Source organism: Streptomyces sp. NRRL S-495 (assembly GCF_000966955.1).
Taxonomy (GTDB): domain Bacteria; phylum Actinomycetota; class Actinomycetes; order Streptomycetales; family Streptomycetaceae; genus Kitasatospora; species Kitasatospora purpeofusca.
In genome coordinates this window covers 1-19,222 of the sequence record NZ_JZWY01000503.1, presented here as the reverse complement: position 1 = coordinate 19,222, position 19,222 = coordinate 1, and the positions used below count along the sequence as shown (strand labels likewise).

Sequence of the window (19,222 nt, the reverse complement as noted above, 5' to 3'; positions counted from 1 at the left end):
CCCCACCCAACGGCCCCACCCCTGAGGCCGTGCGCGGCGTCAGCCGGGCGTGGGCAGCAGACGGCGGACCGCGGGGTGGTCGAGGGCGCGGCCGCGGTGGAGCGCGGCGGTGAACGCGGCCGCGCCGAGGGCGGCGGTGGCGCGGGCGGTGGTGCGGTCGACGTCGCCGCGTTCGGCCGGGGGCAGCGGGGAGCCGACGGACTCCCGGACGGCGGCGGCCGTGCCCAGCAGGCGGGCGGCGTGGGCGGGGCGGCCGGCGAGGGCATGGGCGCCGGCCAGCCCTTCGAGGGCGAGGGCGACCGCCCGGGGATCGCCCGTACGACGGGCCGCGGTGAGGCCGTCGAGGTGCCGGGCCCGGGCGCCCGCCGCGTCACCGCGCTGTTCGGCGACGAAGCCGAGCTGGGCGAGGACCAGGGCCGTGCCGGCGTCCACGCCGAGTCGGCGGTTCCACTCCAGCCAGGGCAGCAGCAGCGCCTCGGCGGTGTCCAGCTCGCCCTGCCGGCGCGCCCCGAGGGCGAGGCCGGTCACGGCGAACTGTTCGGCGGGCCGGTGGGACTGTTCCGCGGCCAGCCGCCGGGCCCGTTCGTGGTACCGCCCCGCGGCCGGCAGGTCGCCGGTGAGCAGAGCGATCCGGCCCAGCCGGGACAGTCGGAACGAGACCGCCGTCCAGAGCCGCAGCTCCTCCGCCAGCCGGGCGCCCTCACGGTGCAGCCTGGCGGCCCCGTCGTAGTCCCCGGCGATCTCGGCCAGGATGCCCAGCTGTTCGCCGGCCTGCAACCGGCCCCAGGGGTCGCCGAGTTCGTCGAAGCCCCGGGCGCTCTCCTCGGCGTACCGGCGGAGTCCGGCGAGGTCGCCCCGGTACATGGCCCGGGTGGCGCGGACGCTCAGGGTCGCCGCGATGCCCCAACGGTCGTCCCGGGCCCGGAACTCGGCCAGCAGCCCGGCGGTGCGGTCCGGCCCGGTCGAGCCGCCGAACCCGGAGCCGGCCAGGGCCAGGAACCAGCGGGCCCCGGGACCGGCGTCGTCGAGCGGTCGCTCCGGCCGGTCGTCCTCGCCGGCCAGCAGCGCGAACGCGGCCTGCCTGGTCAGCGCGTCGCTCCGGGCCGGGGACGGGTCCGGGCCGGCCCCGAGGGCCAGGGCGAGGGCGCGCCGGGCCTCGTCCAGCCGGCCGCGCAGGAACCAGTACCAGGAGAGCGCGTTGACCTGGCGCACCGCCAGCCCGGCGTCCCGGTCGCCGTCCGCGGTCGCGGCGTCGACGAGGGCGCTGCGCAGATTGGCGCCCTCGCGGTCGAGCCGCTCCAGCCACCGGTGCTGCTCGGGGCCGTGCAGCCGGGGCTCCGCGCGTTCGGCGAGCTCGGTGAAGTGGACCCGGTGGCGCCGCCGGGTGCTCCGTGCCTCGCCCGCCTCGTCGAGGCGTTCGAGACCGTACGCGGCGACCGACTCCAGCAGCCGGTACCGGGGGCCGTCCCCGTCGTCCAGCACGGTCACCAGCGAGCGTTCGACCAGGCGCCCGACCACGTCGAGGACGGTGTCGGCGGGGACGTCCGGGGCGGCGCAGACCTGCTCCGCGGCGGTCAGGGTGGATCCGCCGGCGAAGACGGCCAGCCTGCGGAGCACGGCCCGTTCGGCGTCGGTGAGCAGCTGCCAGCTCCAGTCGATGACCGCGCGCAGGGTCCGCTGCCGGGCGGGGGCGTCCCGGCGGCCCGCGGTCAGCAGCCGGAAGCGGTCGCCCAGCCGCTCGGCGAGCTCGTGGACGCCGAGGGCCCGGACCCGGGCGGCGGCGAGTTCCAGGGCCAGCGGTATCCCGTCGAGGCGTGCGCAGAGCACGGCCACGGCGTCGGCGTTGGCGGGGCCGAGGACGAACCCCGGTGCGGCGGCGGCCGCCCGGGCGGCGAAGAGCCGTACGGCGTCGGACTCCCGCAGCGGCTCGACCGAGTGGAGCGTCTCGCCGGAGATCGCCAGCGGCTCCCGGCCGGTGGCCAGGACGCGCAGGCCGGGTGCGCGGCGCAGCAGCCGCTCGGTCAGTTCGGCGACCGGCTGGACCAGGTGCTCGCAGTTGTCCAGGACGAGGAGCAGCTCGCGGGGGGCCAGGGCCAGGGCGAGCCGGTCCACCGCCGGTCCCGGTGGCGGTCCGGTGGCGGCGTGGTCGCGGATGCCGAGGGCGTCGGCCACCAGTGAGGCCACCTCGGCGGTGTCGGCCACCAGTGAGGCCACCTCGGTGGTGTCGGCGGCCGGGGCGGTCAGCGCGGCGAGTTCGACCAGCCACACCCCGTCGGGGAAGGCGTCGGCCGCCGCGCCGGCGCTCTCCAGGGCGAGGCGGGTCTTGCCGACGCCGCCGGGGCCGGTGAGGGTGACCAGCCGGGCGGTCCGGAGCAGCGCGCGGACCTCGGCGACCTCCCGGTCCCGTCCGACCAGCTCGGTCAGCCCGGCCGGCAGGTTGCCGCGGGGCGGTGCGGCGAAGGCGGGTGACGGGGTACCGGCGGGCGGGGCCGAGCTCGCCCCGGGTGCTTCCCGGTCCGGGTCCAGCGCCGGGTCCTGGCGCAGGATCGCTCCGTGCAGCGCGGCCAGTTCGGGGCCGGGGTCGAGGCCGAGCTCCTCCGCCAGGTGGTCCGCCAGCTCGCGGTAGCTCGCCAGCGCCTCGGCCTGCCGCCCGGACCGGTAGAGCGCCCGCATGTGGACGGCCCGCAGCTTGTCCCGCAGCGGGTGCACGCGCAGCTCCCCGCCCAACTCGTCGGCGAGCGCCAGGTGTTCGCCGGCCTCCAGGCGGAGGTGGGCCAGTTCCTCCAGCGCGGTCAGCCGGTGCTCGTCCAGCCCGGTGGCGGCGGCCCGGGTGAAGTCGTGGTCCCGGAACTCCGCGAAGGCGGGCCCGCGCCACAGGCCGAGGGCCTCGGTCAGCAGCCGGATCCGCCCGGGCCGGTCCTCGGCCTGCCGGGCCCGCCCCGTCAGCGCGGTGAACCGGGCCGCGTCCACCGCCTTGTCCGGCACCCGCAGCAGGTAGCCGGCCGGCCCGTGGGCGACCAGCTCCCGCCCGCCCGGTTCGGACCCCTCCAGGGCCCGGCGCAGCTGGGAGACCTTGGTCTGGAGCGTGTTGGCGGGGTTGCCGGGCGGCGTCGTGCCCCACAGGTCGTCGACCAGGCGGTCCACCGGGACCGGCCGCCCGTGGTGCACGAGCAGGGCGGCCAGCAGGGCGCGCACCTTCGCCTCGCGGACGGTGACCGGGGCCCCCGCGTCGGTACGGACCTGCAGCGGGCCCAGCACGTCGAAAAGCATGACGCCACGTTAACCCTGCTCCGGCAGCGGCCTGGTCGGGGTTCCGGGTCCGCGCACGGGCGCCGGCGCGGGGCCGTGCGTGGACCGTCGGCGGCTCGTGCGCGGACCCCTGCAGAGTCTTCCCCGTCAGCAGGAATCGACAGCACCGGTCGACAGACCGGACGAGGAACGAGGATCCGTCATGAGCGCCCAGAAGAACACCGGCGGCACCGCCACCACCACCCTCTTCTCCACCGAGGTCCGGCTCGCCGCCCGCCCGGTCGGGGAGCCCACCGAGGCCGCCTTCGAGCTGGTCCGGACCGCCGTGCCGGAGCCCGCCGAGGGGCAGATCGTGGTCCGCAACACCTGGATGTCGGTGGACCCGTACATGCGGGGCCGGATGGACGACGCGCCCTCCTACATCCCGCCGTTCGAGCTCGGCGCGGCCCTGGACGGCAGCGCGGTCGGCGTCGTGGTCGCCTCCCGCTCCGCCGCCGTGCCGGTCGGCGCGACCGTCTCGCACTTCCTGGGCTGGCGCGAGTACGCCGTCCTGGACGCCGCCGCCGCGACCGTGGTGGACACCGCGCTCGCCCCTGCCGAGGCGTACCTGGGCGCACTGGGCACCACCGGGCTCACCGCCTACGCGGCGCTCACCGCGATCGCACCGGTCCGCGAGGGCGACGTGGTGCTGGTCTCGGCCGCGGCCGGGGCGGTGGGCAGCGTCGCCGGGCAGCTGGCCCGCAAGCTCGGGGCGTCCAGGGTGATCGGCTCGGCCGGCGGGCCGGAGAAGGCGCGGAGGCTGGTGACGGACTTCGGGTACGACGCCGCCCTCGACCACCGGGCCGGCCGGCTGGACGAGCAGCTCGCCGAGGCGGCCCCGGACGGCGTCGACGTCTATCTCGACAGCGTCGGCGGCGACCATCTGCGGGCCGCGATCGGGGCGATGCGCACCGGGGGCCGGATCGCCCTGGTCGGCGCGGTCAGCACCTACAACGCGACCGCCCCGGTGCCGGGCCCCGACAACCTCTTCCAGGCGGCCGCCAAGGAGCTGAACCTGCGCGGAATGCTGGTCAGCAGCCACTTCCACCTCTTCCCGGAGTGGATCGGCAAGGCTTCCGGCTGGCTCGCCGACGGCAGCCTGCGCACCGGGGAGACCGTCGTCGAGGGCATCGACCGGGCCCCGGCCGCCTTCCTCGGTGTGCTGCGCGGCGCCAACACCGGCAAGATGCTCGTCCGGCTGGACGGCTGACGGCCGTGGGACAGCACACCCTGCTGGTCCTCGCCCACCCGCGCGGGGACTCCCTGACCGCGCAGATCGCCCACCGCACCCGCGAACGCCTGCTGGCCGCGGGGAGCACCGTCGACCTGCTCGACCTGTACGCGGAGGGCTTCGACCCCCGCACTGGCCCCGAGGACGAGCCCGACTGGGCGGACCGGGACAAGGAGTACTCGCCTGAGGTCCGCTCCCACATGGCCCGGATCGACGCGGCGGACACGATCGTGGTGGTCTTCCCCGTCTGGTGGTTCGGGCTCCCGGCCGTCCTGAAGGGCTGGATCGACCGGGTGTGGAACTACGGCTTCGCCTACGGCCGCAGCCGCCCCCGGCTGGGGGCCAAGCGGATGCTCTGGACGGGCCTGTCCAGCTACTCGCGCGAGCAGTTCGCCGAACTCGGCTGGGACACCCTGATCGACCGCCAGCTCCGGGTGGGGATATCCGAGTTCTGCGGCATCACCGATGCCTCGGTGGCGCTCGTCCACGACTCCCTGGGCGCGGGCCCGGCCGCCCTCGCCGCGGCGGACAGCGCCCTCACCGCCTTCCTCGCCACCCCGGCATGAGGGGCGCCCCGGTCCGCGGGGACCCCGGGCCCGGCTCGGATCCCGGATCCCGGATCCCGGATCCCGCAGGGCGGTGGCCCCGCCCGCCGGCGCGGGCGGGGCCACCGTTCAGGAGGCGAGGCGCTTCAGTGCCGCCGTGGTGATGCCTTCGACCGCGGCCGGGGCGCCGGTGGGCCGGCCGGTGAGCTCGACGACGGCGACCCTGGTGCCGCTGCGCAGGACGGCGACCCCGCCACTGGCGGCGCCGTCGCCGTTGTAGGACGGGTACCAGCGGGCGGTGCCGCCGGCGGCGGTCAGGGTGTGGGCCGCGCCGTAGTACCAGTGGCCGGCGGGCTCCTTCTGGCAGTCCTGGACGAGCCCGACGAGCTGCTGCTCCCAGGCGGCGGCCGCGGTCGCGGTGGGGGCGCTCGCGGCCGACTCGGTCAGGAGGCCGTCGGTGGCGAAGGTCCAGGTCACGGACGCGTACGCGGTGGCCGAGCCCTTGGTCAGGTCGCGCATCGTCGTCTCGCCGGAGCACGCGGACAGCCCCTGGCGTCCGGCCAGCGAGACGGTCGCGCCGACCGGGTTCAGGCCCTGCCGGACCTGGTCCTCGCTCTGGACGAGCGCGGCGGAGCCGAGTCCGGGCCCAGGTGCGGGGACGGCGGCCGCAGCCGGCTGGGCGGCGGCCGCGGCGCGGTGCGCGGGCTCGTCGGCGGTGGCCGACCGGGTGCCGACGACGCTGACCGCGATCAGTGCGGCGGCGACGCAGGCCGCGGCGGCGACCCGGTTGCGGCGAACGGACTTCTGCTGGACGGCCTGGTGCTGGACGGCCCGGTTCTCGGTCATCTGGTCCCCCTGCTGGTCGGGACGCCTGCTGCGTCCTCGTACAACCGGGGAGATGCCGCCGGAGGAAGGAAAGTCGGAGCCCCGACCGGCTGTTTCACAGCTGTGACAGAGCGGTCCTGACGACGCGGTCCATCGCGGCCGTCCCCAGGCAGGCATGGACCTCCAGCACCCCGTAGTGGCTGCCGTTGCGCAGTACGGCGATGCCGCCGCAGGGCTCCTCGCCCTCCGGCGCTCTGCCGGTGGTGTTGAGGAGTCCCTCGTAGGTGCCCATCCAGCTCGCGGTGACGTCCGGGGCGAGCCGCAGCGTCGTGGTCCTTCCGTAGACCCAGTGCCCCGCCGGTGCCTCCTGGCAGGGCAGCTGCTCCAGCAGCAGGCGCTCGGTGAAGTTCTGCGCCAGGGAAGGGCTCGGGGCCTCGGCGGCGACCTCGCGGGCGACCTGGTCGACCTGGTCGGTGGCCCGGGTGGGGTCGTCCGGGTCGGTGCGGAGGCTGGTTGTCAGTCCGCGGAAGTGGGCACCGGGCCCGCCGAGGGTCTGCGTGAGGGTCTTCTCGCCGGTGCAGGCCGGGTTGGCGTAGAACCCGTCGCCGTACCGGTCGGTGACGTGGATCCTCCCGACGGCGACCTCCGGGCGGAACGCCACGGGTTCCAGCAGGTTCGCGGTCGTCACCGGCCCGGGCGCACCGGGCACGCCGGGCGCATCGATCGCACCGGTCGCCCCGGTCGCACCGGTCGGCGAGGCGGAGGCGGGGGCGGGCGCCGTCGTCGCGGGAGCGGACCGCGCTGCCGGGTGCGCGGTGGCGCCGGCGGGCGGCGGCAGGACGAACCGGCCGGTCGCCAGCCCGAGCGCGGCGGCCGCCACCAGGGCGGCGACGGCGGACCGGAGCCGGACGACGGAGTGGCCGCCGCCCGCCGCGGGACCGCCGTTCACTGACCGGTGACCAGGCGCTCGCGCATGAAGCGACGGGCCTTCTGGATCCGGTCCTTGACCGTGCCCATCGGGGTGTCCAGCTCCTCGGCCACCTGGGCGTAGGTCAGGTCGCCCAGGTCGCGCAGCACGAAGGACTCCACCAGGGCGGGGTGCTGCTGCTCCAGCGCGGCCAGCGCCTCCATCACGTCGAGCCGGGTCCCGGCGATGACGCTGGTGGTGCGCGGGTCGACGGACTCGGGGAGGTCGGCGTGGCTGTCCTCGGCGCGCCGGCGCATCGAGCGGTAGGTGGACCGGGCGGCGTTCGAGGCGATCACCGTCACCCAGCCCAGGAAGGAGCCGCGGCCGCCGTACTCGCCCAGGTGCCTGCTGATGGACAGCAGCGCGTCCTGAGCGGCCTCCTCCGCGTCGGCGTGGTGGGGCAGGAAACGCGAGCAGCGGCGCAGCACCACCGGCCGCAGCTTGGCCAGCAGGTACTCCATCGCCCCCGGGTCGCCCGCCCGAGCGGCGGCCACGAGCCGTTCCAGCTCACCTTCCTCGAACACCCGGATCCCCCGTTCCGTCCCGCCCGGTATCGCGTCCGCCGAAGAGGAGTTCCGCACTCCACCCGACTCCGGCAGAATGCTGCCACATGCGCAAGCTCGGCCGTTACCTCCTTCTGGAGCGGCTCGGCGCCGGCTCCTTCGCCACGGTCTGGAAGGCCTACGACCCGGAGCTCGACACCGAGGTCGCGGTGAAGGTGCTGGCCGAGAACTGGGCCGCCAACGCCGATGTGCGCGAGCGGTTCCTGGCGGAGGCGAGGCTGCTGCGCCGGATCGCCAGCCCGCGGGTGGTCCGGGTGCACGACGTCGGGGTGCAGGAGGACCGGCCCTACTTCGTCATGGACCTCGTACGCGGCGGCACCCTGGCGGACCGGGTCGGGCAGTGCGAACCGCAGGAGGCGCTGCGGCTGGCCGCGGAGGCCGGCCACGCGGTCCAGGTCCTGCACGAGGCCGGTGTGGTGCACCGCGACGTCAAGCCGTCCAACCTGCTGCTCGCCACCGACCCCGCGCCCGCCGCGGTGCTGGTGGCGGATCTGGGCAGCGCGAAGCAGCTGGCCGACGCGTCCGGGCTGACGGTGACCACCGGCACGCCCGCGTACATGGCACCGGAACAGGCCTTCCAGACCGGCGGGTTCGACGGGCGGGCCGACGTGTACGCGCTGGCCGTGGTGGCCTACGAGCTGCTGACCGGGCAGAAGCCGTTCGGCCCGGGCGGGCGCGCCACGGCCATGATGACCGACCGGCCGACCGCCTCGACGCTCCCGGAGCTCCCGGCCGGGGCGGAGCTGCCCCCGCACGTCGCCCTGCTGCTGCGGGCCGCGATGTCCGTCGAGCCGGCGGACCGGCCGCCGACCGCCCGGGCCTTCGCGGACGCGCTGCTGGCTCCGGCCCCGCAGCCCCGGCCCTCGGAAGGCCCCGGGTGGCTGACCCCGCGCGCGGTCCTTCTGGCCTCGGGCACGGTGTTCACGGCGGCGACCCTGCTGAGCTGGCTGCGGCGCTGAAAGAGAGGTCGTCAAGTCGGAGGCCGTCGGCCGCCGACGGCTCCCGCAGGGTCGACGGCATGCGACTGAGCACGGTGATCCTCCCCATTCACCGGTGGAGCGAGGGGCAGAGGATCTGGCGGCGGCCACCGCGACCGAGCGGATCCGGCAGGGGACGCTGGTGACCTCGGTCGATCCTCGTTCATGCATCATGCACTGACCTGCGGAAACGCAGGTCAGGAACGTTCTGGTGCGTCGTTGGCTCAGATCGCGATGAGCCGGACCCGGTTACCGCAGAGCTTGGCCATGTCGTCGACATCCGAGGTCAGCACGGCCACCGGTCCTGACTGGCGGAGTGCCATCTCGGCAATGGTCGCGTCGATCGCGTACTTGTGACCGTGCAGACCGGCCTGTTTGAGCAACGCGGCGGAGGCTCTGGCAGCCTTCTCGGTCACGGGCTCGACCCTGACCTGCGAGAGCACCCAATTCAGGCGGGCGGTGTTCACCCTGGCGTGCGAGATCTCCACGATGGTGTTGGCACCGATCACCAAACCGGCCGCCATCGAGTGGAAAGACCTGATCATCGCGAGCAGGTCACGGTCCTGCGAGATCCAGGCGGACATTCCCTGGGAATCCAGCACGACCGTTTCGATGCGCTCACTCACGCGGCGGCCGCTCCGCTGCCCGGCTCGGACGAACCGAAGATCCTCGCGTGCGCGGCAGCGAGTTCCTCTTCCGTGAACGCGCCGTGTTCTTCCTCGTACTGGCGAAGTTCCTCGCCGAGCAACTGGTGCCTGATCTGTCGGGCCACTGCCTCGGCCACGTAGCCGGAGATGTTGTCCGTGAGCTTCTTCAGCTCGGCCACCTGCTCGGTGGGCAGGGTGACCGTGATGCGCGTGGTAGCCGCCATGAGTCAAGCATACCGCGAGTATGCGTGAATCTGCCGGCTTTCACCCGTAGGGTCGACGGCATGCGCTTGAGTACCGTGATCCTCCCCATCCACCGGTGGAGCGAGGGGCAGAAGATCTGGCGGCGGGCCGAGGACCTCGGCTTCCATGCCGCGTACACCTACGACCACCTGTCGTGGCGGTCGTTCCGGGACGAGCCGTGGTTCGGCTCGGTGCCGACGCTGACCGCGGCGGCCACCGCGACCGAGCGGATCCGGCTGGGGACGCTGGTGACCTCGCCGAACTTCCGGCATCCGGTGACGCTGGCGAAGGAGCTGATCACGCTGGACGACGTGTCCGGCGGGCGGCTGACGCTCGGGATCGGGGCCGGGGGGACGGGGTACGACGCGACGGCGATGGGCCAGGAGGCCTGGTCGCCGAAGGAGCGGGCGGACCGGTTGGGGGAGTTCCTGCCGCTGCTGGACGAGCTGCTGACCAACGACGCCACGACCCGTGAGGGCCAGTACTACTCGGCGGTGGAGGCACGGAACATCCCCGGCTGCGTGCAGACGCCGCGGGTGCCGTTCTACGTGGCGGCGACGGGGCCGCGCGGGCTGCGGCTGGCCGCCGAGTTCGGGCAGGGCTGGGTGACGTACGGGGACCCGAAGGGGCCGGCGGACGTGCCGGTGGAGCAGGCGCCCGGGGTGGTCGCGCAGCAGCTGGCGAAGCTGACGGCGGCCTGCGAGGCGCGCGGGCGGGACGCCGGGGAGCTGGAGAAGGTGCTGCTCCAGGGCTCGACGGCGGAGAAGCCGCTGGAGTCGGTGGACGCCTTCGTGGACTGGGCCGGGACGTACCGGGAGCTGGGGATCACCGAGCTGGTGGTGCACTGGCCGGTGCCGGACTCGATCTTCGCCAACGACCTGGCGGTCTTCGAGCGGATCGCCACCGAGGGCCTCGCCCAGCTGGGCTGAGGGGTGCGGTGCGCGGGCGGTCCCGGGCCGCCCGCGCGGTGATCCCTTAGGGGACGGGCGGGGCGGCGTCATACCGCAGGTGCATGCGGGCTCGTCATCGCAGCCCATGTTCACAAGGGCACACGCGCACTACGTTGAGCCTGTGTCCACTGTCATCAAGACGGACGGCCTCACCAAGAGGTTCCCCCGGGTGACTGCCCTCGATCAGCTGACCGTTGAGGTCGAGCCCGGGGTGGTCGGCCTGGTGGGAGCGAATGGCGCCGGCAAGTCCACACTCATCAAGATCCTGCTCGGGCTCTCCCCGGCGACCTCCGGGACGGGGCGGGTGCTCGGGCTGGACATCGCCACCCAGGGGTCGGCGATCCGCGAGCAGGTCGGCTACATGCCGGAGCACGACTGCCTGCCGCCGGACGTCTCGGCCACCGAGTTCGTGGTCCACATGGCGCGGATGGCCGGGCTGCCGGCCGCCGCCGCCCGGGAGCGGACGGCGGACACGCTGCGGCACGTCGGCCTGTACGAGGAGCGGTACCGCCCGATGGGCGGCTACTCGACCGGTATGAAGCAGCGGGTGAAGCTGGCGCAGGCGCTGGTGCACGACCCGAAGCTGGTGCTGCTCGACGAGCCCACCAACGGTCTGGACCCGGTCGGCCGGGACGACATGCTGGCGCTGATCCGCCGCGTGTACAGCGATTTCGGCATCTCGGTGCTGGTCACCACCCACCTGCTGGGCGAGCTGGAGCGCACCTGCGACCACCTGGTGGTCATCGACGGCGGCAAGCTGCTGCGCTCCTCGTCGACCGCCTCCTTCACCGGTACGACGGCCACCCTGGCGGTCGAGGTGACGGACCACCCGGAGGACCACGGCCTGGACGCGAGCGCCGCGGTGCGCGCGCGGCTGGTGGCGGCGGGCCTCTCGGTGGAGACGGAGGGGACGCGGATCCTGCTGGTCCGGCTGACGGGCGACGAGACCTACGACGCCATCCGGGACGCGGTCGCGGGGCTCGGGCTCGGCCTGGTCCGGCTGGAGGAGCGGCGGCACCGGGTCGCGGAACTGTTCACCGCGAGCGCGGACGGCACCGAGAGCAGCGACAGCACCGACAGCACCCGGACGACGGAGAACGAGGGGAGTACCGCAGATGTCGCTTCCTCCTGAGTTCCGCCCGGCCGACACCGGCGTCATCCACGACATCGGCTACCGCGGCTACACCGGGCCCCGGCTCGGCCGGGGCTACGCCACCCGCTCGCTGTTCACCCAGAGCCTGCGCGCCGCGTACGGCCTCGGGCGGTCCGGCAAGTCCAAGGTGCTGCCGATGCTGGTGCTGGGCGTGGCCACCGTGCCCGCCCTGATCATCGTCGCGGTCGCCGTGGCCACCGGGGTCGACAAGCTGCCGGTGGACTACGCCCAGTACCTGAGCTCGATCGGGCTGGTCATCTCGATCTTCCTGGCCTCGCAGGCACCGGTGCTGTTCTCCCGGGACCTGCGCCACCACACCGTGCCGCTGTACTTCTCCCGGCCGATCACCCGCACCGACTACGTCCGGGCCAAGTTCGGGGCGATGGCCTGCGCCCAGCTGCTGCTGATGCTCGCGCCGCTGCTGGTGCTCTACATCGGCTCGCTGCTGGTCGGGCTGAAGTTCGGGGACCAGACCGCGCACTTCTTCTACGGTCTGACGGCCGCCGTGCTGTACGCCCTGGTGCCGACCTCGGTCGCGGTGGTGATCGCCGCCACCACGCCGCGGCGGGGCTTCGGGGTGGCCGCGATCATGGGCTACCTGGCGGTGAGCACCGCGGTGGTCGGGGTCGTGATCGGGCTGGCGAGCACCACCGTCGGCTTCGACGAGCCGCTGCCGACCTACCCGCAGTGGGCCGTGCTGCTGTCGCCGGGCGGGCTGGTGGAGAGCCTGACCAACGAGCTGTTCGACCTCGGCTCCGGCCCGGAGCGGATGCACGCGCCGGGCGGGCTCGGCCTGCTGGTGTTCACCCTGGTCGCCGTCGCGATGGTGGCCGGCTCGTACCGGCTGCTGCTGCGCCGCTATCGGAACGTTTGAGAGGGCGTCATGGCCACCATCTCCATCGACAAGGTCTCCCGCTGGTTCGGGAACGTGGTCGCCGTCAACGACGTCAGCATGACGATCGGCCCCGGCATCACGGGTCTGCTCGGTCCGAACGGCGCCGGCAAGTCGACCCTCATCCACATGATGAGCGGCTTCCTGGCGCCGTCCACCGGCACGGTCACCCTGGACGGCGCGCCGATCTGGCGCAACCAGGAGGTGTACCGGCAGATCGGCCTGGTCCCCGAGCGGGAGTCGATGTACGACTACCTGACCGGCTGGGAGTTCGTGCTCGCCAACGCCGAACTGCACGGCCTGCCCCACCCGGGCGCCGCCGCCCGCAAGGCGCTCGCCCTGGTCGAGATGGAGTACGCCCAGGAGCGGCGCACCGGCACCTACTCCAAGGGCATGAAGCAGCGGGTCAAGATGGCCTCGGCGCTGGTCCACGACCCGGCGGTGCTGCTGCTCGACGAGCCGTTCAACGGCATGGACCCGCGCCAGCGGCTCCAGCTGATGGACCTGCTGCGGCGGTTCGGCTCGGACGGCCGGACGGTGCTGTTCTCCTCGCACATCCTGGAGGAGGTCGAGCAGCTGGCCCGGCACATCGAGGTGGTGGTGGCCGGCCGGCACGCGGCCTCCGGGGACTTCCGCAAGATCCGCCGGCTGATGACCGACCGCCCGCACCGCTACCTGGTCCGCTCCAGCGACGACCGGCAGCTCGCGGCGGCGCTGATCGCCGACCCGTCGACGGCCGGCATCGAGCTGGACTGGCAGGAGAAGGCGCTGCGGATCCAGGCGGTGAACTTCCAGGGCTTCACCACCCTGCTGCCGCAGGTCGCCCAGCGGGCCGGTATCCGGCTGTACACCGTGGCCCCGGCGGACGAGTCGCTGGAGAGCGTGTTCTCCTACCTCGTCTCCGCGTAGCCCCGGCACCGGCCCCCGGGCCACCGATACCGCCGCCCGCCGCCCGCCGACCGGCACCCCTCACCAGGACCAGGAACCCCAGGAAGGCCGACCCACCATGAACCCGACCGTCGCCAGGCTGACGCTGCGCGGCCTGCTCGGCCGCCGCCGCGGCTTGCTGCTGCTGGTGGTCCCCGTCCTGCTGCTGCTCGTCTCGGCGTTCGCCGCCGCCTCCAGCGGGAACCACCACGACCTGGTCGTCGACATCCTCGGCAAGCTCGGTCTGGGGACCCTGCTGCCGATCCTCGGACTGGTCGTCGGCACCGGTGCCATCGCCACCGAGATCGACGACGGCTCGATCGTCTACCTGCTGGCCAAGCCCCTGCCGCGCTGGAAGATCATCACCACCAAGCTGACGGTGGCGATCGGCATCACCTGGGCCTTCTCGGCGGTGCCGATGCTGCTGTCCGGGCTGCTGATGTACGGCACCAAGGAGGGCCTGGCGCTCGCCTACACGGTCGCCGCGCTGGTCGCCGGCGCCGCGTACAGCGCGCTGTTCCTGCTGCTCGGCGTGGTGACCCGGCACGCGGTGGTGGCCGGGCTGGCGTACGCGCTGGTGTGGGAGGCGGTGATCGGCAACTTCGTCCAGGGCGCCCGCAAGCTGAGCATCCAGCAGTGGGGGATGGCGGTGGCCGAGTCGGTGGCCGCCGAGGGCTCGATCACCGCGGTGGTCTCGCTCGGCGTGGCCGTCGCGCTGCTGCTGGTGGTCGCGGTGGGGGCGACCGTGCTCGCCTCGGTGAAGCTGGCCGGGCTCACCCTGGCCTCGGAGGAGTAGGACGCGTCCCGGTGACGCACGCGGACCGCACGGCTCACCGAGCCGTGCGGTCCGCGTGCGTCTGCGTCTGTTCGCGTGCGTCAGAGCGTGTCAGAGCGTGCGGTCCCGCCCGGCGCCCCAGCCGGCGACGGCGACCACGCTGACCAGGACCAGCATCAGCGCCAGCGGAGTGGTCCAGCCGCCGGTCGCCTGGCGCAGCGCCCCGGCCCCGACCGGTCCGGCCGCCGCGACCAGATAGCCGACCGCCTGCGACATCCCGCCCAGCTGGGCGGCGCCGGCGGCGCTGTCGGTCCGCAGCACGATGAAGGCCAGGCCGAGGCCGAGCGAACCGCCCTGGGCGACGCCGAGGATGACGGCCGCCACCCAGGCGCCGGGCACCGGGGCGATCAGCAGGACGGCGATGCCGACCGCGTTGAGCAGGGCCATCGAGACGGCGAGCGCCCGCTGGTTGGTCATCCGCCCGGCGAACAGCGGCACCAGGAAGGCGCCGGCCACCTGGACCAGGTTGGAGAAGGCGAAGACCAGACCGGCCTCGCCGCGGTCCATCCCGTGGTCGGCCAGGATGGTCGGCATCCACGCGACCAGCGTGTAGACCAGCAGCGACGAGATGCCCATGAACAGGCTGATCTGCCAGGCCAGCGGCGAGCGCCAGATCCCCTGGATCGGCCGGACCGGGGTGACCGGCGGCTTGGTGACACTGACGACACCCGCGCTGTCCCGGGCGGCCCGGGCCCGCAGCACCTGCGGCAGCCAGGCCACCGCCGCGACCAGCGCGAGCAGCGACCAGGCGCCGAGCGAGGCCTCCCAGCCGCCGCCGAGCGCGTGCTCCAGCGGCACCGACAGACCGGCCGCCATGGTCGCGCCGACCAGCATGGTGGTCGAGTAGACGCCGGTCATCGCGGCGGCCCGGTCCGGGAACTCGCGCTTGACCAGGCCGGGCATCGAGACGTTCAGCACGGCGATCGCGACCCCGATCACCACGCACCCGGCGTACAGCGCCGCCACCGAGGGCAGCACCCGCAGCAGCACCCCGGCGCCGAGCACCAGCACCGCGCCCAGCACCACCCGCTCGGTGCCGAAGCGCCGGGTCAGCCGGGGGGTGAGCGGCGCGCCGACGCCCTGGAAGAGCACCGGCACGGTGGTGATCAGTCCGCTCGCGGTGGCGGAGAGCCCGAAGGAGCGCTGGATCTCGCCCACCATCGGCGACACCGCCGCCAGGCAGGCGCGCATGTTCAGGGCGACCAGCAGGATGCCGGTCAGCAGCAGCGCGGGGTGCGCGAGCCGGGAGCGGACGGGGAACGGGACGGAGGTGGTGACAACCGGCTGCTGGGCACGGGTGACGGCCATGGGTGGTGCTCTTTCGTGGGATTCGGAGTGCGTCCGGGCAGGCGGACGGAACGGAAGGGGGGCCTCGGCCCGCTCACTTCCGGGCGGCGATGGCGGCGAGGAGCTGCTCGACGGCCGCGGTGGGTTCGGCGAGCAGCTCGCGACAGGCCCGTTCGGCCCGGTCCGGGTCGCCGCTCTCGATCGCGTCGACCAGGGCCGCGTGGGTCGCCACGACCACCTCGGGCATGTCGTGGTCGCCGAACGCCGTCCGCATCGACTCGCGCACCGAGGCGCCGAAGTAGCGGTACACCTCGGTCAGCGCCGGGTTGTGCGCGGCCTCCACGACGGCCGTGTGGAACTCCAGGTCGTGCTCGACGGTGGCCTCGCGGCCGGCCCGCTCGGGGTGCGAGGCGATCACCTCGGCCTCGCGGGCCAGCGCGGCCCGCATCCGGACGATGTCCTCGGGGGTGTGCCGCAGCGCCGCCAGCCGGGCGGCCTCGGCCTCCAGGGCGGCCCGGACCTCCAGGACGTCCCGCACACCGGAGCGCTGCACCCCGCGCAGTACGGCGGCCGGGTCGCTGGTGGAGCGGACGAAGGTGCCCTCGCCCTGCCGGGAGACCAGCATCCCCGCGTGCACCAGCACCCGGATCGCCTCGCGGACGGTGTTCCGCCCGATCCCGAGGCGTTCGGCGAGCTCGTGCTCGGTCGGGATCCGCGAGCCGACCGGCCAGACGCCGCTGCTCAGCTGCTCCCGCAGCTGGTCGATCGCGGTGTCCACCAGGGAGCGCCGACCGGCGGTCTGCAGCGTGTCGTTGCCGCTGTGCGCGCTGCTCATGGCGGGCTCCTCCCGGTCGGTCGGGCTCGGTGTGTCGAGGCTCGGTCGTCGGTCATCCTACAACTGCTTGCCCGGTCATCCTACAACTGGGGTTGAACGGCCCGGGAACCGTCCGCGGCGGCCTGGCGTTCCTCCGGACGACCGGCGCTCCCGACCGCCCCGGAAGGATCCGGACGGACGGGCCCGGTCCACCACCCCTGATTCCACCCCCCTGATGCGAGGAGAACGTCCGCATGGTGTTCAAGAAGCTGCTCGGTGCCCTGGGCGTCGGCGGTCCCGGCGTCGACACCGTCCTGAGCACGCCGGTCGTGCGTCCCGGCGGGACGATGGCCGGCACGGTCGAGCTGACCGGGGGGACGGTGGAGGCGGACATCCGGGGGATCACGCTGACCCTGGTCGCCCGGGTGGAGGTCGAACACGAGGAGGGCGAGAGCACCGGCCTGTACCCGTTCGCGCGGTTCTCGGTCACCGCGCCGCTGAAGCTGGCGCCGGGCGAGAACCGCTCGATCCCGTTCTCCGTCCAGGTGCCGTGGGAGACCCCGGTCACCACCGTCGCCGGGCAGCGCCTGCACGGCATGCAGCTCGGTGTGCGCACCGAGGTCGACATCGCGGGCGCGCTCGACAAGGGCGACTCGGACCCGCTGGAGGTCGAGCCGCTGCCGGTGCAGCACCGGATCCTGGAGACCCTGCTCCAGCTGGGCTTCCGGTTCCGCTCGGCGGACCTGGAGGCCGGGCACATCCGCGGCACCGGGCAGACCCTGCCGTTCTACCAGGAGATCGAGTACTCGGCGGCGCCGCAGTACGCGCACTCCTGCAACTCGCTGGAGGTCAGCTTCGTGACCACCCCGGACAAGGTCGAGGTGGTGCTGGAGGCGGACCGCCGGGGCGGCCTGTTCGGCGGCGGCGGGGACGTGATCCGCACCCATGTGGTCGGCCACGGCCAGGCGGACGAGGACCTCACGGCGCTGGTGGACGGCTGGATCCGCGCCGCGCTCTGAGGCCGGGCGGTCGCCGCGCTCCGGGACCGGGATCAGCCGTAGGAGACGTTGCTGCAGATGTCGTCGTCACCCGACCTGGCCTCGCTGACCACCTCGGTGGGCAGCGCGGCCGGGGCGCCGGCCGGGCCGGTGGCGGTCGGGGCGGGGGAGCCGCTCGCGCCGCCGCCCGCCGCGTAGTCCCGGCCGAGCCGCAGACTGATCCCCGCCGCCTGCCCCGGAGCCACCGCGGCGCCCGGGAACAGCGCGGCGACCTTCTCCGCGGCGGCCCGCTGCCCGGTGCCGTACTCGACCGTGGTGGTCGCCCGCGCGGTGCCGCGGCTGGACGTCCCGGCGACGGTGACCCGGGCCGCCCGCAGGGTCTCGGCGGCCCTGGCGGCCAGGCCGGCGGCATTGGTGGCGTTGTAGACGGTGACCCGGATCGGCGCGCCGTCGGCGCCGACCGCCGGGGAGGGCTCGGCGCTCGGCGTGGGCGTGGGCGTCGGCTCGGCCGTCGGCGCGCCCGCCGCCTCCTGCTGGCCGGTGGCGTCCTGGCCGTCGATGGTCCGGTCCGCCTGGAGGGTCCGCCACAGGGTGTCGACCGCCGGGTGCACCAGATCGATCCGGGCGCCGGAGTAACGCCAGGGCGTGGTCAGGAACTTGACCTCGTGCAGGTCGATGCCCTTCAGCGTCAGCGCGAAGTCCACCAGCTTGGCGGCCGAGTCGAGGCCGGGGTCGACGGTCATCGAACGGGTCGCGGCGTCGGCCAGCGGCAGCAGGGTGCCGGGGCTCAGGCCCTTGCTCTTGATCTTCGCCAGCAGGGAGGAGAGGAAGGCCTGCTGACGCTTCATCCGGCCGACGTCCGAGTCGTCGCCGATGCCGTGCCGCAGCCGCACGTAGTCCAGTGCCTGCTGGCCGGAGACCCGCTGGCGGCCCTTGGCGAGCACCACCTTGCCCTTCCGGCCGAGATTGGGGTTGATGTTCCCCTCGTGGATGTCGTTCGGCAGGCAGACGTCGACCCCGCCGACGGCGCCGGTCATCGCGGCGAAGCCCTCGAAGTTGACCTCGATGGTGTGGTCCACCCGGATGCCGGTGAGCCGCTCCACCGTGTTCAGCGTGCAGGCCGGGTTCCCGGTCTCGGAATTGCCCACCGAGAAAGCTGAGTTGAACATCTGAGCGGGCTGCTCCCGGGTCCACTTGCCGTTCGGCAGCTTGCACCGGGGCACCGTCACCAGGGCGTCGCGCGGGATCGAGATGCCGACCGCGTGCCGGTGGTCCGCGTACACGTGCAGCAGGATCGTGGTGTCCGAGCGGGCGCCCGCCTCGTCGCCGCCGCCCAGGTCGCTGTTCTTCCCGGAGCGTGAATCGGAGCCGATCAGCAGCAGGTTGACGGGCCGGTGGCCGTGCGCGTCGGCCGCCGATTCGGGCGGGCGGTCGGGGGCGATGGCATCCGCGTCGAAGGACCGGAGATTGCCGTTCAGCTTGTAGTACACCGCGCCGCCGGCGCCGGCCAGCACCACCAGCACCCCGGCCACGGACCAGGCGATCAGCCGCCGGGCGCCGCTCCGGCCGTCCCGTTCCGGGCTCCGGGCGGCGGTCCACCGCCCGCTCCCGCCGCTCCCGCCCCGGCCGTCGGCGCGGGGCTCCCTGGGGGCGTCCCGGCGGCCGGCCCGGGTGGCCGTCCGACCGCCCTCGCCGGTCCCGCCCCGGCCCGGGCGGACCGGGACGGCGCTCCCCCGGGCGGCTCTGCGGGCCTCGGCCCGGCCGCCGGGGCGCGGCGCCGGGAGCCGGCCGGGGCCGTCCTCGGGCCACTCGGTCCGGACCGGGTCGTCGGTCCGGACACCGCCGTCGGCACGCCCCCGCCCCGCCGGATCCGGCGGGCTCCCGTCCCACTGGACTGACATGGCGCGCACCTCTCAGTGACCGAAGCGGGCAACCCTGGGAGCATACAAACTCTTCCGCCGCCGCCCGGCCGTCGAACCGGGCCGCACCCCCGCCGACCCGGGCGTTCGCCGCACCGGGCCGCCGTACGGTCACTCCAACGGCTGAACCGGCGGGCGGCGCGGGCGGGTTCACCCCGGGG

At 74.2% G+C, this 19,222-nt stretch carries 18 protein-coding genes; 9 read left to right on the top strand and 9 right to left on the bottom strand.

The features are described 5' to 3' along the window. Positions 1-39: 39 nt before the first annotated feature. Positions 40-3,270 (bottom strand): BTAD domain-containing putative transcriptional regulator, encoded by a 3,231-nt coding sequence (locus VR45_RS25035; protein WP_045942084.1) that lies wholly within the window; start codon positions 3,268-3,270, stop codon positions 40-42. 181 nt (positions 3,271-3,451) lie between these two features. Here VR45_RS25035 and VR45_RS25030 point away from each other — a divergent pair, with 181 nt between their 5' ends. Both VR45_RS25030 and VR45_RS25025 read left to right on the top strand, forming a co-directional pair. Continuing rightward, on the top strand, positions 3,452-4,498 hold the full coding sequence (locus VR45_RS25030; protein WP_045942083.1) for an NADP-dependent oxidoreductase: 1,047 nt from the start codon (positions 3,452-3,454) through the stop codon (positions 4,496-4,498). Between the two features lie 5 nt (positions 4,499-4,503). Next, the gene (locus VR45_RS25025; protein WP_234326129.1) at positions 4,504-5,085 is read left to right on the top strand and encodes an NAD(P)H oxidoreductase; all 582 of its coding nucleotides are present in this window, start codon (positions 4,504-4,506) and stop codon (positions 5,083-5,085) included. Positions 5,086-5,193: 108 nt separating this feature from the next. Here VR45_RS25025 and VR45_RS25020 read toward each other — a convergent pair whose 3' ends face one another. From VR45_RS25020 to VR45_RS25010, 3 genes are all read right to left on the bottom strand, one after another. Further along, positions 5,194-5,910, bottom strand: a complete 717-nt coding sequence (locus tag VR45_RS25020) for a hypothetical protein (RefSeq protein ID WP_045942082.1) — start codon at positions 5,908-5,910, stop codon at positions 5,194-5,196. Positions 5,911-6,004: 94 nt separating this feature from the next. Continuing rightward, the gene (locus tag VR45_RS25015) at positions 6,005-6,838 is read right to left on the bottom strand and encodes a hypothetical protein (RefSeq protein WP_045942081.1); all 834 of its coding nucleotides are present in this window, start codon (positions 6,836-6,838) and stop codon (positions 6,005-6,007) included. After that, on the bottom strand, positions 6,835-7,380 hold the full coding sequence (locus VR45_RS25010) for a sigma-70 family RNA polymerase sigma factor (RefSeq protein WP_053642358.1): 546 nt from the start codon (positions 7,378-7,380) through the stop codon (positions 6,835-6,837). The genes VR45_RS25015 and VR45_RS25010 overlap by 4 nt, the downstream gene beginning before the upstream one ends. Before the next feature lie 86 nt (positions 7,381-7,466). On the opposite strand from VR45_RS25010, the gene VR45_RS25005 reads away from it, so the two are divergent. Continuing rightward, complete coding sequence (locus tag VR45_RS25005) at positions 7,467-8,378, top strand: serine/threonine-protein kinase (RefSeq protein WP_052709350.1); 912 nt, start codon at positions 7,467-7,469, stop codon at positions 8,376-8,378. Positions 8,379-8,620: 242 nt separating this feature from the next. Here VR45_RS25005 and VR45_RS25000 read toward each other — a convergent pair whose 3' ends face one another. Both VR45_RS25000 and VR45_RS24995 read right to left on the bottom strand, forming a co-directional pair. Then, complete coding sequence (locus VR45_RS25000; RefSeq protein WP_045942080.1) at positions 8,621-9,022, bottom strand: hypothetical protein; 402 nt, start codon at positions 9,020-9,022, stop codon at positions 8,621-8,623. Then, complete coding sequence (locus VR45_RS24995; RefSeq protein WP_045942079.1) at positions 9,019-9,267, bottom strand: type II toxin-antitoxin system CcdA family antitoxin; 249 nt, start codon at positions 9,265-9,267, stop codon at positions 9,019-9,021. The genes VR45_RS25000 and VR45_RS24995 overlap by 4 nt, the downstream gene beginning before the upstream one ends. A gap of 60 nt (positions 9,268-9,327) precedes the next feature. Here VR45_RS24995 and VR45_RS24990 point away from each other — a divergent pair, with 60 nt between their 5' ends. From VR45_RS24990 to VR45_RS24970, 5 genes are all read left to right on the top strand, one after another. Then, on the top strand, positions 9,328-10,215 hold the full coding sequence (locus tag VR45_RS24990; RefSeq protein ID WP_045942078.1) for an LLM class flavin-dependent oxidoreductase: 888 nt from the start codon (positions 9,328-9,330) through the stop codon (positions 10,213-10,215). Between the two features lie 106 nt (positions 10,216-10,321). Continuing rightward, positions 10,322-11,368 carry an ABC transporter ATP-binding protein gene (locus tag VR45_RS24985; protein ID WP_045942077.1) on the top strand — a complete coding sequence of 349 codons (1,047 nt, stop codon included), beginning with the start codon at positions 10,322-10,324 and terminating at the stop codon, positions 11,366-11,368. Beyond that, positions 11,352-12,263 (top strand): ABC-2 transporter permease, encoded by a 912-nt coding sequence (locus tag VR45_RS24980; RefSeq protein ID WP_045942076.1) that lies wholly within the window; start codon positions 11,352-11,354, stop codon positions 12,261-12,263. The genes VR45_RS24985 and VR45_RS24980 overlap by 17 nt, the downstream gene beginning before the upstream one ends. A gap of 9 nt (positions 12,264-12,272) precedes the next feature. Next, positions 12,273-13,190: an ABC transporter ATP-binding protein gene (locus VR45_RS24975; protein WP_045942075.1), complete on the top strand. Its 918-nt coding sequence runs from the start codon at positions 12,273-12,275 to the stop codon at positions 13,188-13,190. Positions 13,191-13,287: 97 nt separating this feature from the next. Next, positions 13,288-14,004: an ABC transporter permease subunit gene (locus VR45_RS24970; RefSeq protein ID WP_045942074.1), complete on the top strand. Its 717-nt coding sequence runs from the start codon at positions 13,288-13,290 to the stop codon at positions 14,002-14,004. A gap of 90 nt (positions 14,005-14,094) precedes the next feature. On the opposite strand, the gene VR45_RS24965 is transcribed toward VR45_RS24970, so the two are convergent. Beyond that, entirely contained in the window at positions 14,095-15,351 is a 1,257-nt protein-coding gene (locus VR45_RS24965) for an MFS transporter (protein WP_045942073.1), read from the bottom strand. A 73-nt stretch (positions 15,352-15,424) separates the two neighbouring features. Continuing rightward, a complete protein-coding gene (locus VR45_RS24960) occupies positions 15,425-16,165 on the bottom strand; it encodes a FadR/GntR family transcriptional regulator (RefSeq protein WP_030392311.1) in 741 nt (246 codons plus the stop codon). A gap of 233 nt (positions 16,166-16,398) precedes the next feature. On the opposite strand from VR45_RS24960, the gene VR45_RS24955 reads away from it, so the two are divergent. Then, positions 16,399-17,163, top strand: a complete 765-nt coding sequence (locus VR45_RS24955) for a sporulation protein (RefSeq protein ID WP_045942072.1) — start codon at positions 16,399-16,401, stop codon at positions 17,161-17,163. A 32-nt stretch (positions 17,164-17,195) separates the two neighbouring features. On the opposite strand, the gene VR45_RS24950 is transcribed toward VR45_RS24955, so the two are convergent. Beyond that, positions 17,196-19,043, bottom strand: a complete 1,848-nt coding sequence (locus tag VR45_RS24950) for an LCP family protein (protein ID WP_078896805.1) — start codon at positions 19,041-19,043, stop codon at positions 17,196-17,198. Positions 19,044-19,222 lie beyond the last annotated feature (179 nt).